The sequence below is a fragment of the Enterocloster alcoholdehydrogenati genome (assembly GCF_013282095.1).
In the GTDB taxonomy this organism is placed as follows: domain Bacteria; phylum Bacillota; class Clostridia; order Lachnospirales; family Lachnospiraceae; genus Enterocloster; species Enterocloster alcoholdehydrogenati.
In genome coordinates, this window is the sequence record NZ_BLTJ01000008.1 from 71,013 (window position 1) to 87,526 (window position 16,514).

The following is a 16,514-nucleotide window of genomic DNA, read 5'->3' on the forward strand; positions in this document are numbered from 1 at the left end:
ATTGTGCAGAGCCGATTAAGCGTTCAGCACACCCCTCAAATACTCGGCAATCTCAGCTACCTGGCAGTTTGCGAAGAAGTACTCCTGGAACTTCTCGCCGCTGATGGCAGTCTTTAAGAAATCCTGATCGATGTTCTTTAAGATGGTCATGATGTCGGTATGAGTAATCTTCTTAACCTCATCTAAGATTTTCTTATTGCGCTGCTCTGGGATGACGCGCTCCTTGGGGTAGCCGCCGCCGCTTTCGCAGCCGAAAAGTTTCTCAAACACATACTGCAGGTGCAGTTCAGCGCCCCAGCCAAAGCCCTTGGCAAACGGCATTGCGATTGCGTTTCCGTCGTTGATCTGAGCGAACATATAAGCATCTTCTACATCCACGATGTGGCCGCAGAGTACGCCGGGGAAGGAGTTGCAGGCTAACATGGCGCCTTCTCCTGTACCGCAGCCGGTAACTACATAATCAGCAGCCTTGGAGTTTAACAGGATCGCGGACAGCAGGCCGCACATAACGTAGGTCAGCTGTGTCTCATCCTCAGCGGTGTACATACCATAATTAAAAACTTCATGGCCCATGGGTTCTACGATTTTCTTTAAGCTTTCGCAGATCATTGAATTTTTCCCTGCCTGGCTGTTCTCATTGATCAGTGCAATTTTCATGATGATTCTCTTCTCCTTAAAAAATAATATCTGTCCCCCTAATCATACTACAGAGCGCAGAAGAAAGGAAGTACAAAATAGAAGTATTAGGAAAATATGGTTTTACATAATACTAAGATCATAAGCAAAAACAGGTTGATTTTTGCCCTTGTTTTGGGTACTATTTTAGATAAGCAAATTTTTATTATGCAATAAGTACCCCTGCTATACAGGCAGATAGGGAGACAGGCCATGGATAATTATCAAAAAATCAGACAGCAATATTCAAGTTCCATAGAAAAAATGCAGAAGAAGAGAAAAAATCAGCTTATTTGGCTGATAACGCTGTCGCTGATACTGATTATTTTTTCAGGGGTTAATATCATTTCCATGAGGAGGCAGGCGGCAGATAATGCTTTAGGGTATGTAGACCGTTACACGGCTCAGCTGACCAGGCTGGCAGCCCGCCATATCAGGGAAAAACTGACCCTTGTAAACAATATCAGTGATTCTGTTTTAAGAATCTCAAAGGAAGATACACAGGAATTTTTAGACCGCAAACGCGGTGTGTGCGGTCTGGACTTTATCATATACTGTGATTTAGAAAACGGAAAGGTATATACCTCCGGCAGTTCCCAGGGCCATGTCAGTGAGGATGGACAGGAGATAGGAAATCTTACGGTGGTTAAACGTTCTCTGACAAATGAAAGCGGGACAGTGGCGTTTCAAGATGGCTATGTAATCTATGCGGCAGCTCTTCGGGAAGGCGCAAAGACGGTGGGATACTTTCTGGGGGGAAATGAGCAGGCTGCGATGCAGAATATCCTTACAGACGAGATTTTTGAGGGACAGAGCTACAGCTGTATTATTGACCATGAGGGGAATATTATCCTGTCTTCAGAGGATAAGGGCGCTCGCGAGAAAGCATATGCCCTGTTTGAAAATCCCGATTATGGAATCCCTATAGAAAATGACATGAAACAGATGAAGAAAAACCTTCGTGCAGGCCGCGGCGGCGTATTTTCAATTTCTGTGAAAGGCCAAAGGGATGTTTACTTATCCTATGATCCATTAGGCATCAATGACTGGGCCATGGTATCTATAGTGCCTTCCAATTTATTTTCCAGTATTTCAGAGGGATATGTAGTCCGGGCGCTGGCTTATGAGCTTGCGCTGCTTGCAATTCTTGGCTGTTTTTCCGCCGCATTTTTTAAAAGCCATGACGCCATGACGAATTTTCTGGAAAGGCTTGCATTTTCTGATGATGTGACAGACGGAGGAAATAAGCTGGATTTTCAGATGAAATATGAGGCGCTGTGCCAGGCGGGAAAAGCAGGGCAGTATGTGGTCGTTCTTCTGGATGTGGTGGATTTCAAACATATCAATGAGAAGCATGGTGAGCAAAAAGGCAGTGAGATGCTGAAGTATTTTTACAGGGTTATCATTTCCTGCCTGAATAAGGAAAATGGGGAGTTTGCCGTCCGCAGTGAGATGGATCATTTTTTCCTCTGCCTGCAGGAACGGGAGCCTGCTGCTCTTCAGGTACGGCTGAATGAGATCATAGAGGATATAAATGCGTATGGGCCGCTTGCAGATCCTGGACTTCCCAGATATCGGATGATCTTTCGTCAGGGAGCCAGTTTTATTGAAAATAATGATACCGATTTTACTGCGGTTCAGGATCAGGCCCGGCTTGCGGCAAAAAGCAGCCCCAAAGGGGAAGACGGAACCTGTGTGTGCTACAGCAGAGAACTGGCAAAACGGCTTCAGGACGAAAGAGAACTGAATGACCAGTTTGAAGAGGCTATTGGAAGTCAGGACTTTAAGGTTTATTTTCAGCCAAAGGTAAGCCTCAGAACAAAGAAGGTGGAAGGCGCAGAGGCTCTGGTGCGCTGGCAGCACCCAGAGCGCGGACTGCTTTCTCCGGCTGTTTTTATTCCTCTTTTAGAGGCAGGTGACAAGATTCGGACACTGGATCGGTATGTATGCGAGCGCACCTGTGAATGGATGCGTACATGGATAGACAGGGGGAATCCCTGCTTTCCGGTGTCTGTCAACCTTTCACGGGTTCATTTCACAGAAACTCATTTTCTGGAACGGTTCGTGGAGATTACAGACCGGTATCAGATCCCAAGAGAGTTGATTGAGTTTGAACTGACCGAGTCTATATTTTTAGATGATGCTCATTTACAGAAGGTGAGAGAAGGCGTAAAACAGATCCATGAATACGGCTTTCGCTGTTCCATCGATGATTTTGGCGTGGGATATTCTTCTCTTTCTCTGATGCGGGAGTTTGATACGGATGTGCTTAAGCTGGATCGTTCCTTTTTCCTTGATCTGAAGGATCAGAAGGCCCGCAGCATTATCTCCTGCGTTATGAACCTGGCTAAGGCTCTGAACATCAAAACAGTGGCAGAGGGAATTGAGACAGGGGATCAGATCGCATATTTAAAAACGACAGGCTGTAATATTGTTCAGGGATATTTTTTTTCAAAACCTCTTCCAGCGGATGAATTTGAGCGGTGGATCGAGGCGTTTGATTATGACAGATATGACGGATAGAAAAGATGAAAGACCAGTCCCGACGGGCTGGCCTCTTTTGCGTGTGTCCCCAGAAAATGCTGCCGCAGGCAGGAGTTTTTGGTGCGTCTTTTATTCCTCAATGACCTGTATTTCCAGATAATCAAAGTCAATGGATTCGATGAAATGATCCCGGCCGAACCGGGTTTTTGCGTGAAGCTGGAAGTCCTTTACATTGGAATCCAGCCATATGGGCTTTTCCAGGTCAAAGTCGCAGCATATCTCATCCAGGCAGTCAAATACCATCTGGGTCCGGGACTGGGAATAGTCGCTCCGGCAGACGGTCATATCCTTTATCAGATGGTTGTCTTTTATGAGTTTACCCCACATTCTGAACATAATAATCTCCTTTTTCTGAAGGCGTATATTTGTCTGTGCTTTAGTATAGCATAACAATGGGGGCTGCGTGAAGGCTCATTTTCCAAAAATCAGAGATGGAAAATCGGCCCATCTCTTGCCCGCAGGGTTAATTTGTAGTAAGCTATGGAAAGAAGATCACGAAAGAATGGCGTTTGCAGACCATCTGGGAGCGTCAGGATTTACAAGGAGGACATACAGGTGGCACAGGCCATTACAGACTATGGAAAATTTCTGGCAGAGGCCAGAGACGCGGTATACCGTGTAAACTGCGACAGCCGTACAGCCCAGCAGCTGTCGGCAGAGGAGAGCAGAAGGGAGAAAGAGCTGGCTTCTGTGAAAAAGGAGGTGGCGGATACCATTTCCCGGACGATCCGGTCACGGAGGGATGAGATCGATACCAGCTATGACAGAGAAATCGCCAGGGGGCAGGAGAAACTTAAGAAAGCCAGAACCAGACGGGAGAAGGCCAAAGACAAAGGTGTAAAGGAGCGGATCGCAGAGGAGACCAGCCAGCTGAAGGATCATAATCGTGACCTGAAGGTGCAGCTAAAGACCACCTTTAAGAAAGACAGGGTTCCGGCCTTTGTAAATTCTACCTTTTATTATGCTCTTTATTATCCCAGAGGGCTTAAGGAGCTGGGAATCGGGCTTGTGACCTTCCTGATCTGTTTCCTGGCGCTGCCTTGCGGGATCTATTTTCTTATCCCGGAGCGGAAATGGTGGCATCTGATCGCGGTCTATGTGGCGGACGTATTTCTTCTGGGAGGCCTTTATCTGATGGTGGGAAACCGCACCAGAATACGGTATCAGGAGGCGTTAAAGAAGGGCAGGGAGATCCGCAACCTGCTGCGCTCCAACAACAAAAAGATCCGGGTTATTACCCGTACCATTCAAAAGGACGGCAATGAAGCTCTGTACGATCTGGAAAAATATGATGATGAGATTGCCTGCGCCCAGCAGGAACTGTCTGAGATCGCAGAGCGGAAAAAGGAGGCCATCAGCAGCTTTGAAAATGTGACCCGCAACATTATTTCTGACGAGATCGAGGGAAGCCGGAAAGCTCAGATTCTGGAGATGGAGGCTGAGTTAAACGACACCATCGCCCAGCTGCGCAGCTTAGAGGACAGCATCCGCGATCAGAACATCTATATTACGGATACCTACGGCCCCTACCTGGGAAAGGAATTTTTAGACCCCGACCGTTTAAGCGAGCTGTCGCGGCTGATCCAGGCCGGCGCCGCTTCTAATATAACAGAGGCTATCGCCCTGTATAAGGCAAACGGGCAGAAGAAAGCGGACGGCCAGTAGGAGGGAAGCTGAAAAATCCCATTGACAAATGTTTAAAAGCGATATAGAATATAACGGTGTTATATATCGCTGTTATATTCGAGGAAGGCATATATGAGTGTAACAGAGCAGACAACGTTGGATTTAATTCGTTCAGCCGCCATGCAGGAGTTTCTGGAGAAGGGCTTTAAGTCTGCGTCTCTGCGAAATATCGTAAAGACGGCCGGTGTTACGACAGGGGCGTTTTACGGGTATTTTAAGAGCAAGGAAGATTTATTCGAGGCGCTGGTGGGCGAACAGTATGACCATTTTTTAAACTGCTTTTCCAGGGCGCAGCAGGAGTTTGCCGATCTGCCTAAGGAAGAGCAGCCGAACAATCTTAGCGCCGTTTCCGGCGAATGTATGTATGATATGCTTTTATATGCATATGCGCATCTGAATGAGTTTAAGCTGATACTCTGCCGCTCGGAGGGAACGCGCTTTGCAGGGCTTATCGATGAGATGGCAGAGATTGAGACAAAGGGAACGCATGATTATTTAGAGGTTCTTAAACAACTGGGAAGGCCATCGCCCCCCATTGACCAGAGACTGGAGCATATTTTGATTACGGGAATGTTTAATACATTTTTCGAGCTGATCATACATGAGATGCCGTTAGAGGAGGCAAAGGGATACCTGAAAGAAATGCGGGCCTTTTATACCGCTGGGTGGATGAAGATTATGGGGCAGTAGCCCTATAATTTTTACATATAAGTTAGTTTAAACTAACAAAAAAAGGGGATTATAAAACAGGTTTAAGCAAGGAGGTTTTTGGATGAAAAAACAGTCGGATCTGTCAAGACTAATGGAGTATGCGGGAAAATACAGGATCCTGGCATATCTTTCCTGGACCCTGTCCGCAATGAGTGCGCTGCTGGCTCTTGTGCCTTTCTGGTATATATGGCGCATTATTCACGATATACTGGAGGCTTTCCCGGATATTTCCCAGGCAGGAAACATCACCGGCTGCGGCTGGTCTGCTGTAGGATTTGCGGTTATCTCGGTTATTGTTTATATAGCTGCACTGATGTGTTCGCATATAAGCGCATTTCGGGTAGCGTCTAATATACGAAAGGCCCTTATGCGCCATATTGTTTCTCTGCCTCTTGGGGTAACGGAAAAATACGGAAGCGGAAAGCTGCGCAGGATCGTAAATACATCCAGCAGTGCGACGGAAACCTATCTTGCCCATCGGCTGCCCGATAAGGCCGGAGCGGTCGCTGCTCCCATAGGGCTGCTTTTTATGCTTCTGGCGTTTGACTGGAGGCTGGGACTCCTGAGCCTAATCCCGGTGGCGCTTGGTTTTCTTATTATGATGAGAATGACCGGAAAAAACATGGAGCTGAAAATGAAGGAATACCAGAACGCTCTTGCGGATATGTCCAATGAGGCAGTGGAATATATAAGGGGCATACCAGTGGTAAAAACCTTTGGACAGACCATCTTTTCGTTTAAGCGCTTTAAGGCATCCATTGATAATTATGAAAAATGGGTCATCGAGTATACAAAGGAGATGAGGGGGCCGATGCTTTTTTATACCACCGCAGTCAACTCTGTATTCGCGTTTCTGATTGCCGGCGGAATAATATTAACAGGAAACGGCGCGTCAAAGGAAGTGCTGCTGAATCTCATTTTTTATATTGTGGTCACACCGGTTATCGGAACGACATTGACAAAGATCATGTTTATGAGCGAGGATTCCATGATCGTAAATGACGCAATAAACCGGATCGATGAGGTTTTGAGAGAAAAACCGCTTTCCCGGGGAAGGGAAGACCATGTGCCGGCGGACGCTTCGGTTGTGCTGGAACACGTCAGCTACAGCTATGACGGAGTAAAAAATGCCGTAAGCGATGTGTCGCTGTCCATCCGACCAGGGCAGAAAATAGCCCTGGCAGGCGCATCTGGAAGCGGCAAGACCACGCTGGCAAATCTTGCGGCGCGTTTTTTTGACCCTCAAAAGGGGCGCGTGCTGATTGGAAAGGTGGACATACGGGATATTCCAAAGGAAACGCTGATGAATGCTGTGTCTTTTGTATTCCAGAACAGCCGTCTTATGAAAGCGTCCCTGCTGGAAAATGTACGCATTGCAAAGCCGGACGCATCGCGGGAAGAGGTTCTTAAGGCATTAGAGACGGCGCAGTGCCTGGACATAATCAAAAAACTGCCGGAGGGGATCGATACCGTTGTGGGCGCAAACGGCGTATATCTCTCCGGCGGTGAACAGCAGCGGATCGCCATTGCCCGCGCAGTTCTGAAAAATGCGCCTATCCTGATTCTTGATGAAGCGACCGCGTTTGCCGATCCTGACAATGAGGTTCGTGTGGGACAGGCCATCTCAGCACTTTCAAATGGAAAAACGGTGATCATGATTGCTCACAGGCTCTCATCCATTACGGACGCGGACTGCATCTATGTACTGCGGGACGGCGAGATAGCTGAAAGCGGCGGACACAGTGACCTGATAAAGCAAAAGGGGATATTCAGCCGTATGTGGAGAGATTATTCTCAGGCGGCGGAATGGAAGATTGCAAAGGAGGTAAGAGCATGATTGAGATACTGCAAAGGCGCTTTGCGCTGTCAAGACAGGGGGCTGTAGATCTAATCAAAGGGTGTGCTGCCTGCGTGGTCCAGGATATATCCCTTATGTGTCCGGTAGGACTTATGTATTATTTTGTTATCGATACCATGAATGGGGCTGTGAACGGGAGCCGGACTGCTTTCTATGCGGCAGGTGTTTTTATCTGTCTTTGCCTGATATGGACCGCAGCGCGGTTTCAATATAATGCAACCTATCTGGCAACCTATGTGGAAAGCGGAGTGAGACGGATCGCTCTGGCGGAACAGCTCCGAAAAATACCCCTGTCCTTTTTCGGGAAAAAGGACATTGCGGATCTGACAAATTCCATTATGGGGGACTGCGCCGCCCTTGAAACGGCATTCTCCCATTTTGTACCATCCCTGACGGGGTCCATTATTTCAACTGTGCTTATTGGGAGCTGCCTGTTTGCCTATGATTGGCGGATGGCTCTGGCGGCAGTGTGGGTGCTGCCGATTGCATTTGCAGTGACACTTTTTTCAGCGCGTATACAGGAGTATTTTAAAAGCAGATCTGTCACAGCCAATGTGGCACTGGAGAGCGGTGTGCAGGAGTGCATCGAGTGCCTGCAGGATTTAAAGGCAAATAATGCGGAAGGAGATTATCTGAAGGGGCTTAATGAAAGAATTGACCGGGCAGAAAGCGGCCAGATCGTCACAGAATTTGGAACGGCGCTGTTTGTTGTTTCTTCTACTCTGATCTTAAAGCTTGGGATAGCTACGGTTGCCCTTACCGGCTCTGCTCTGCTGATCCGCGGGGAAATTGACATTCCGCTTTTCTTTATGTTTTTGCTGGCCGCCTCAAGGCTGTACTCCCCTCTGGAAGGTGCACTGCAGAATCTTGCTGCGGTGATTTCTACCAGAACGAATATAAAGCGCATGAATGAAATTTTGGAGTACCCCGTTCAGACAGGAGAAAACAGGGTAACGAACCAGGGCTGCGATATTGTGTTTGACCATGTGGGCTTCGCCTACAATACAGGAAGAACGGTTTTAAAGGACGTTTCTTTTACTGCAAAGCAGGGGGAGGTGACTGCCTTAGTGGGGCCGTCCGGCGGCGGGAAAACAACGGTATCGCGTCTGGCGGCGAGATTCTGGGACATAGACAGGGGGAAAATAACCGTTGGAGGGATGGATATATCAAAAATAGAGCCGGAAACACTGCTTTCATTATACTCAATCGTATTTCAGGATGTGACTTTGTTTAACAATACTATCATGGAAAACATCAGGATCGGCAGAAAAGACGCAGCGGATGAAGAGGTGATGGAGGCGGCCAGGCTGGCAAACTGCGATGAATTTACCAAGAAGCTCCCCAGGGGTTATCACAGCATGATCGGTGAAAACGGCTGTGAACTGTCCGGCGGAGAGAGACAGAGAGTGTCCATTGCGCGCGCGTTCCTTAAAAATGCGCCCATTATACTGCTGGATGAAGCGACAGCAAGTCTTGATGTGGAAAATGAGAGTCAGATACAGACGGCGCTGTCAAGGCTCATAAAAGATAAAACTGTACTTGTGATCGCACACCGTATGCGTACCGTCAGCCGTGCAGATAAGGTGGTCGTACTTTCGGACGGTATAGCCGCAGAACAGGGAACGCCAAAAGAGCTGATGAATACCGGCCGTATTTATCCCCATATGGTCAGGCTGCAGGCGATGAGTCAGAGATGGGGAATTTAAAAGGTTTGACAACGGGCAGGAAACCATGTTTTCCGCCCGTTGTTTCTTAAAGGGTCAGATAGTGGAAGTCCACCTGATTTGCGGTCAGAAGCTGCGCTTCTCTCTGATGGCAGGTAAATAGAATGATCTGGCCCTGAAATGCCCTGGAAAGCCATTTTAAAGCAGTTTTTAACCGGTCGTCATCGTACAGGGCAAAGCTGTCGTCAAAGATTAAGGGCATCTGATCTTTGTCTGCCTGCACCAGCTTTGCTGCTGCCAGACGCACTGCCAGATAAATCTGATCCATGGTGCCGCTGCTGACCTGTTCGATGGGCACCAGATGGTCGGGAGTATTCATAAAGATGTTTAAATCCTGGTTGATGCTCATACTGGTATAGATGCCTCCGGTGATGCCTGCAATGAGCTCAGAGGCGGTTTTGTTCAGATACAGCCCAAAGGAATCTCGTATGGTAGCGGACAGATTCGTTAAGGTATCCTGGGCCAGATCCAGGGCGTCAAGCTCCTCCTGAACCCGCTCATTTTCCGCCAGAACGTGTTTTAGCCCCTCGGCTTCACTGCGGCAGATGCTGAGGCGTTCCAGCTTCTGCTCCAGTTCCCACTGAAGGCGCTGCTGTACCTCGATTTCATTTGTAAGGGTGGATTCTCTGGACTGCAGCTGTGCAATCTCAGCCGTAAGACGTTTCAGGGCCTCCTCTGACTGACGGACAGCTTTTCCCAGACGAAGGTATTCTGCCATACGCCGTTCAAACTGCGCCATAGATTCTTCAGAAACAGAAGTTTCCCCCAGCTGCTCCTTTAACAGCCCGGAGAGTCGTTTTGAGGTAATGGCAAGCGTTCGTCTGCGCCTCCGTGCGCCATATATCTGCATCAGGACCGCTGTCAGGAAAAGAATGGCTCCCAGCCCGGAGACCGCGGTCAGAAAGGTGAAAAATGCAGGAGATGATCCGGCGTTTCTGGGGCCGAACCGGATGAGCAGCTCACGCATGGTATCAGGAGCTCCGATACACAGCCCCATGGAGGTCATAAAAAGGCACGAAAGAACAATGCATAGGATGTTTCCAGGCCCCAAAAGCATCCCCCTGCAGTCGGCCTCTGCGCGCCGGTACGCTTCATAAGTCCGGGAGGCCTGCTCCTGGTATTCTTCTACAGAAGTCTCATCTGTGAAATGGCTGTTCTGCAGGATCTGCTGTCCTCTGGCCGCTTTTTCCAAAAGGGTTTCCTTCTCTTTCTGCCGGCTGTCCAGCTCCTCCTTTACGGCTGCCCGTTCTGTTTGTCTGGCTGTCAGTTCGTTGGCGTAGCGGGGATCGGAAATCTCGTGCTCTATGGCCCTCATCTCTCCCAGAAGTGCAGTATACCGTCTGGCCGCCTCAGGAACGATTTTCGCCGCCATTTCCCGCCTCTGGGCTTTCAGCAGAGCGCTTGCCCTGGTAATATTTAAGGCAATGCTGCCGGAGGTGTTTAAGTTGGCTATGTAGTTGCGAAGCTCAGCCACCATGCCGCTGTCGGTGGCGCTTTTCAGCTGTCCGATGCTGATGGTGTTGTTATAGGCTGTCTCCGTAAGGCCGCACCGCAGCCGTTCCCACAGGGCCGCATCGGGCGTTTCTTCGCAGCCCTTTGTCTCATTTACAATTGTAAGGCTTTTATTTCCCCTGTGAAACCGTCTCTGGATCCGAAAGATTTCTCCCTGGCTTTCCAGGCGAAGCCAGCCTTCGTATACGCTGCTTTTGGACCAGGGCTCGAAACGGGAGTAGATGTCATTTTTTGAGGCCCGTCCCCGTTGGCGTTCGATGCCAAAGAGCATCCCGCGGATAAAGGTGTGGAGCGTGGATTTGCCGGCCTCATTTCTCCCGTATACCACGTTTAAGCCGTCTTTAAAGGAGAGATCACGGTCATTTAATTTTCCAAAGCCGTCGATATGCAGACTGAGTATTTTCATTGGGTCTAACTCCTTTCGTCAGTGGTGTGGAGCAGCGCATTGACTCCATAGTACAGGGCCTTTTTTTCTATTGCAGACATATCATCCTTCTGAAGGGCCTGGATGTAAAAACCGATCATATCGCTGGAATGCTCCGCAAACAGGGCGGGAAAGTCGTACTGGGGCTCGGATTCGTCGATGATCTCACCGATCCGAAAACGGGCCGAAAGGGAGGATAGGTCAAACTCAATGTCCGGATCTCTCATACCTTTCAGACGAAAGCGGTAGATATGCTCCCTGCCCCGTTTTTCAATCTCATTTACAATGCGGTCCGTAAGACCGCCGTTGGTAGTCTCCGGCGTAACTGTTACAGCAAGAGGGATATAGCGGAGGGCAGAGGCAGGGATAAACTCCAGACGGGTCAGACGCCGTGTCACAGGATGGATCTCCCCTTCAAAATACCCGTGAGGCCCCGTTTCTGTCAGGTCAAGAGGCTCCGGGGAGCCGCAGTAGGCGATTTTATCCTCAGCGATCACCTGGGGTTTGTGGATATGTCCCAGGGCAATATAGGAAAATGGGGATAACCCCAGGGTATTGAAATTCATAGGAACATGGGAAATATCGCCTCCGTGAGCTAAAAGGATCTGGATCCGGTTGTTTAAGGGAACCTGGATATCTTCTAAAAGGGGCGCGCGGATTTCCGTGGTGTGATAGCTGAAGCCGTAGACCTCTGTGTTGATATCTTCAAAATACACAGAGCTTACGTCAGAGTTCATGAGAAAGGTGACATTGGGACTCCATTTGAAACTTAAAACTGTGGAATTATCCCGGATCCGGTCATGATTGCCCGCAATGAGTATGACCTTTACGTCCGGGATGGTAGAAAAGAGATAGTTTACCTCCTTCAGATCCCGCATCAAAGGCTGGCGGTGGAAGAGATCGCCGCTGATAAACAGGCAGTTTGCCTGGAGCTTCCCCGCGCGGTCTATGATCGCCTTAAAGGTATCGCGGATGGCCTGGGCCCGTTCCTTTCCCCAGGGTTTATCCGCGTCTGGGGTCATGCCCCAGTGTACGTCGCCGGTGTGTATGAATTTCATAGAGCCTCCCCTATAAACATCAGGGCCTGTTATAGATGTAACAGGCCCTAAAAATGTGTTTAAATGTGTATAAAATCAAATGATTCAGGATGGGGCATCTTTTTGAATGCCTTTCAGGAGCAAAATCAAGCTTATAAGCGAGCGCAACACCTGTTTTTGTTCCTGTTTTCCCGCCGTTGTGAGCAGCTGCTGTAAATTACAGCTCGCAGTTGTTTACAGTTCTTGGGAATGGAATCACGTCGCGGATGTTGGACATACCGGTTAAGTACATCACGCAGCGCTCAAAGCCCAGGCCAAAGCCTGCATGGCGGGCAGAGCCGTATTTGCGCAGATCCAGATAAAAGCCGTAGTCCTCCTTCTTAAGGCCAAGCTCCTCCATTCTGGCAACCAGTTTATCATAGTCGTCCTCTCTCTGGCTTCCGCCGATGATCTCGCCAATGCCGGGAACCAGGCAGTCTACTGCGGCTACCGTGCGGTTATCCGGGTTCATCTTCATATAGAAAGCCTTGATCTCTTTCGGATAGTCAGTAACGAATACAGGCTTTTTAAAGATCTGTTCGGTCAGGAAACGCTCATGCTCCGTCTGAAGGTCGCAGCCCCAGGATACCTTGTAGTCAAACTGGTCATTGTGCTCCTCTAACAGCTTTACGGCATCTGTGTAGGTGATGCGGCCGAACTCAGAGTTCAGCACGTTGTTCAAACGGTCTAATAATCCCTTGTCCACAAACTGGTTAAAGAAGTTCATCTCCTCCGGAGCGTGCTCCAGTACAAAGCGGATGATGTACTTTAACATACCCTCAGCCAGTCTCATATTATCGTCCAGATCCGCGAAAGCGATCTCAGGCTCGATCATCCAGAACTCGGCAGCATGGCGGGTGGTATTGGAGTTCTCAGCGCGGAAGGTTGGCCCGAAGGTGTAGATATTGCGGAAGGCCATAGCATAGGTCTCGCCGTTTAACTGGCCGCTTACCGTCAGGTTGGTGGGCTTACCGAAGAAATCCTGCTTAAAATCCACTTTGCCGTCCTCGGTCTTTGGAATATTGTTCAGATCCATGGTAGTAACCTGGAACATCTCGCCTGCTCCCTCGCAGTCGCTGCCTGTAATCAGAGGAGTGTGCACATAGACGAAATCACGTTCCTGGAAATACTGATGGATGGCGTAGGCGATGAGGGAACGCACGCGGAACACGGCTTGGAAGGTGTTGGTTCTGGGGCGCAGATGGGAAATGGTGCGCAGGTACTCAAAGGAGTGGCGCTTCTTCTGGAGGGGATAATCCGGTGCGGAGGCACCCTCTACGGCAACCTCTGTGGCCTGGATCTCAAAAGGCTGTTTTGCCTGAGGCGTAGCCACCAGGACGCCCTTTATGATGACGGCCGTTCCTACGCCCAGTTTGGATACCTGCTGAAAATTTTCCAGGGTGTCATGATAAACAGCCTGCAATGGCTCAAAATAGGTTCCATCGCTGATAACGATAAAACCGAAGCTTTTGGAATCGCGGAGGCTGCGGATCCATCCGCCGATGGTTATTTCCTTATCCATATACTGTTCGGGGTGTTTGTAGAGTTCTCTTACTGTAATCAGATCCATGATAATGGTAACTCCCTTTCTTTTTTCTGTAAATTTCTATATAAAAAAGCGCATATCGTGATTATATGATATTTTTCTCAATGTTTCAAGGCTTTCCAGGCCCTTTCGGACATAGAAAGAACCGGCTTTTTGTCGACATCAGAAAGAACATCTAGTGGGAGAAAGGGCGTAATAACACAATATATGGAGAAAATAGAAGAAATATGGAGCTTTTAATCAAAAAATGTCGGAAAACTGCGTAAAAATAACAAAATAAAATTAAATATTTGTGTACGAAAAATGAATTTTATGATATAATTATATTTACAAAAAATAACAGCAAGAGGTGATAACGTGATTAAGAAAGAAATGATAGCCATGCTTTTAGCTGGCGGACAGGGAAGCCGTCTTGGCGTTCTGACACAGAAAGTAGCCAAGCCGGCGGTATCTTTTGGGGGAAAGTACCGTATCATTGATTTTCCGCTGAGCAACTGCATTAACTCCGGTATCGACACAGTAGGAGTTCTGACGCAGTACCAGCCGTTGCGTTTAAATGCCCATATTGGAATCGGTATTCCATGGGATCTGGACAGGAACGTAGGCGGCGTGACCATCTTACCTCCATACGAAAGAAGCAAGGGCAGCGACTGGTACACCGGCACTGCCAACGCGATCTACCAGAATCTGGAGTATATGGAAGCGTATAATCCTGAGTATGTCCTGATCCTTTCCGGCGATCACATCTACAAGATGGATTATGAGGTAATGCTGGATTATCACAAGGCGAATAATGCGGATGTCACCATTGCTGCCATGCCTGTGCCGATCGAGGAGGCCAGCCGTTTCGGTATCCTGATCACAGACGAGACTAACCGTATTACAGAGTTTGAGGAAAAGCCTGCTGTTCCCAGAAGCAATCTGGCTTCCATGGGTATCTATATTTTCAGCTGGCCCGTATTAAGGGATGCTTTGATCCGTTTAAAGGACGAGCCCGGCTGTGACTTCGGAAAGCACATTATTCCATACTGCCATGGCAAGGGAGACCGTATCTTTGCCTACGAGTACAACGGCTACTGGAAGGATGTAGGCACACTTGGTTCCTATTGGGAGGCCAATATGGAACTCATCGACATTATCCCTGAGTTTAACCTTTATGAGGAATACTGGAAGATCTATACAAAGAGCGACGTGATTCCGCCGCAGTACATAGGGGAGGACGCCAGTATCGAACGCAGCATCATCGGAGAGGGAACAGAGATCCACGGCAATGTGTCGAATTCCGTGATCGGCGCCGGCGTGATCGTTGAGCCGGGAGCGGTGATCCGCGATTCCATCGTGATGCAGGGAACCCGCATTGGAGCCGGAACAGTGGTGGACAAGGCGATTATCGCTGAAAATGTGAGAGTCGGCGCAAACGTCCAGATCGGCACAGGCGAGTACGCGCCCAGCATCTACGATCAGAAGGTATATCAGTTTGAACTGGCTACCATCGGCGAAAATTCCGTGATCCCTGACGGCGTGCAGATCGGACGGAATACAGCCATTGCGGGGGAGACGGACAGAGACGACTATCCTGACGGAATACTGGCAGGGGGACATTACATTATAAAGGCAGGTGGCGTGAAATGAGAGCAATCGGTATCGTTTTAGCAGGTGGAAACAGCAAGAGGATGCGGGAACTGTCCAATAAGAGGGCAGTAGCCGCCATGCCGGTTGCAGGAAGCTACCGCAGCATTGATTTTGCGTTAAGCAATATGAGCAATTCCCACATTCAGAATGTGGCGGTATTTACACAGTACAATTCCAGGTCCTTAAACCTCCACTTAAGCTCCTCCAAATGGTGGGATTTCGGACGCAAGCAGGGAGGACTGTTTTTATTCACTCCTTCTATTACCCCGGAAAACGGAGACTGGTACCGGGGGACGGCAGACGCTCTGTATCAGAATCTTACATTTTTAAAGAACAGTCATGAACCCTATGTGGTGATTGCCTCCGGCGACGGCGTGTACAAGCTGGATTACAACAGGGTCCTGGAGTATCACATTGAGAAAAAGGCAGATATAACCGTTGTGTGCAAGGACATGGAAGAAGGCACGGACGTAACCCGTTTTGGCTGCGTGAAGCTGGCGGGGGACGGAAGGATTGTGGACTTTGAGGAAAAGCCCATGGCATCGGATGCCACTACCATTTCCTGCGGTATTTATGTGATCCGAAGAAGGCAGCTGATCGAACTTTTGGAGCGCTGTGCGGCCGAGGATCGGTACGATCTGGTCAATGATATTCTCGTGCGCTATAAGAATTTAAAGAGGATCTATGCCTATAAGCTGGAGAGCTACTGGAGCAATATTGCCACAGTGGAGTCTTATTATAAGACAAATATGGATTTTCTGAAGCCTGAGGTGAGAAATTATTTCTTCCGGGAGTATCCGGACGTCTACACCAAGATTGATGATCTGCCTCCGGCCAAGTACAACCCCGGAGCAGCGGTGAGAAACAGCCTGATTTCCAGCGGATGTATCTTAAACGGCACAGTGGAAAACTCGATTCTTTTTAAGAAAGCCTATGTTGGAAATAACTGTGTGATCAAGAACTCCATTATCTTAAATGACGTATATATCGGGGACAACACAGTGATCGAGAACTGTATTGTAGAAAGCCGCGATACCATCCGGGCCAATACCACTCATATCGGTATGCCGGATAACATCAAGATCGTTGTGGAGAAGAACGAGAGATATACATTATAATTGACGCG

At 48.7% G+C, this 16,514-nt stretch carries 12 protein-coding genes; 7 read left to right on the forward strand and 5 right to left on the reverse strand.

Annotation, left to right across the window (positions count from 1 at the left end; translation table 11 throughout):
* Nucleotides 1–15 precede the first annotated feature (15 nt).
* Entirely contained in the window at nt 16–657 is a 642-nt protein-coding gene (locus HW447_RS10525; protein WP_176255226.1) for an RpiB/LacA/LacB family sugar-phosphate isomerase, read from the reverse strand.
* Between the two features lie 231 nt (nt 658–888).
* Between HW447_RS10525 and HW447_RS10530 the strand changes: the two genes are divergently transcribed.
* Nucleotides 889–3,198 carry an EAL domain-containing protein gene (locus HW447_RS10530; RefSeq protein WP_176255227.1) on the forward strand — a complete coding sequence of 770 codons (2,310 nt, stop codon included), beginning with the start codon at nt 889–891 and terminating at the stop codon, nt 3,196–3,198.
* A 90-nt stretch (nt 3,199–3,288) separates the two neighbouring features.
* Here the strand turns inward: HW447_RS10530 and HW447_RS10535 are convergent, their stop codons facing one another.
* Entirely contained in the window at nt 3,289–3,555 is a 267-nt protein-coding gene (locus HW447_RS10535; RefSeq protein WP_176255228.1) for a hypothetical protein, read from the reverse strand.
* Between the two features lie 219 nt (nt 3,556–3,774).
* Between HW447_RS10535 and HW447_RS10540 the strand changes: the two genes are divergently transcribed.
* From HW447_RS10540 to HW447_RS10555, 4 genes are all read left to right on the forward strand, one after another.
* Nucleotides 3,775–4,884: a hypothetical protein gene (locus tag HW447_RS10540; RefSeq protein WP_176255229.1), complete on the forward strand. Its 1,110-nt coding sequence runs from the start codon at nt 3,775–3,777 to the stop codon at nt 4,882–4,884.
* 93 nt (nt 4,885–4,977) lie between these two features.
* Nucleotides 4,978–5,595, forward strand: a complete 618-nt coding sequence (locus tag HW447_RS10545; protein WP_176255230.1) for a TetR/AcrR family transcriptional regulator — start codon at nt 4,978–4,980, stop codon at nt 5,593–5,595.
* A gap of 82 nt (nt 5,596–5,677) precedes the next feature.
* Nucleotides 5,678–7,453, forward strand: coding sequence for an ABC transporter ATP-binding protein (locus tag HW447_RS10550; protein WP_176255231.1), 1,776 nt, complete (start codon nt 5,678–5,680; stop codon nt 7,451–7,453).
* Entirely contained in the window at nt 7,450–9,180 is a 1,731-nt protein-coding gene (locus HW447_RS10555; RefSeq protein ID WP_176255232.1) for an ABC transporter ATP-binding protein, read from the forward strand. The genes HW447_RS10550 and HW447_RS10555 overlap by 4 nt, the downstream gene beginning before the upstream one ends.
* 46 nt (nt 9,181–9,226) lie before the next feature.
* Here HW447_RS10555 and HW447_RS10560 read toward each other — a convergent pair whose 3' ends face one another.
* The 3 genes from HW447_RS10560 to asnS all read right to left on the reverse strand — a co-directional run bounded on the left by HW447_RS10560 (nt 9,227) and on the right by asnS (nt 13,780).
* Entirely contained in the window at nt 9,227–11,116 is a 1,890-nt protein-coding gene (locus HW447_RS10560; RefSeq protein WP_176255233.1) for an ATP-binding protein, read from the reverse strand.
* Nucleotides 11,117–11,121: 5 nt separating this feature from the next.
* Nucleotides 11,122–12,192 (reverse strand): metallophosphoesterase family protein, encoded by a 1,071-nt coding sequence (locus HW447_RS10565; protein ID WP_176255234.1) that lies wholly within the window; start codon nt 12,190–12,192, stop codon nt 11,122–11,124.
* A 196-nt stretch (nt 12,193–12,388) separates the two neighbouring features.
* Nucleotides 12,389–13,780, reverse strand: a complete 1,392-nt coding sequence (gene asnS, locus HW447_RS10570) for an asparagine--tRNA ligase (protein WP_176255235.1) — start codon at nt 13,778–13,780, stop codon at nt 12,389–12,391.
* Nucleotides 13,781–14,113: 333 nt separating this feature from the next.
* On the opposite strand from asnS, the gene HW447_RS10575 reads away from it, so the two are divergent.
* Together HW447_RS10575 and glgD are read left to right on the forward strand one after the other, a co-directional pair.
* Nucleotides 14,114–15,388 carry a glucose-1-phosphate adenylyltransferase gene (locus HW447_RS10575; protein ID WP_176255236.1) on the forward strand — a complete coding sequence of 425 codons (1,275 nt, stop codon included), beginning with the start codon at nt 14,114–14,116 and terminating at the stop codon, nt 15,386–15,388.
* Nucleotides 15,385–16,506, forward strand: a complete 1,122-nt coding sequence (gene glgD / locus HW447_RS10580) for a glucose-1-phosphate adenylyltransferase subunit GlgD (RefSeq protein WP_176255237.1) — start codon at nt 15,385–15,387, stop codon at nt 16,504–16,506. The genes HW447_RS10575 and glgD overlap by 4 nt, the downstream gene beginning before the upstream one ends.
* Nucleotides 16,507–16,514 lie beyond the last annotated feature (8 nt).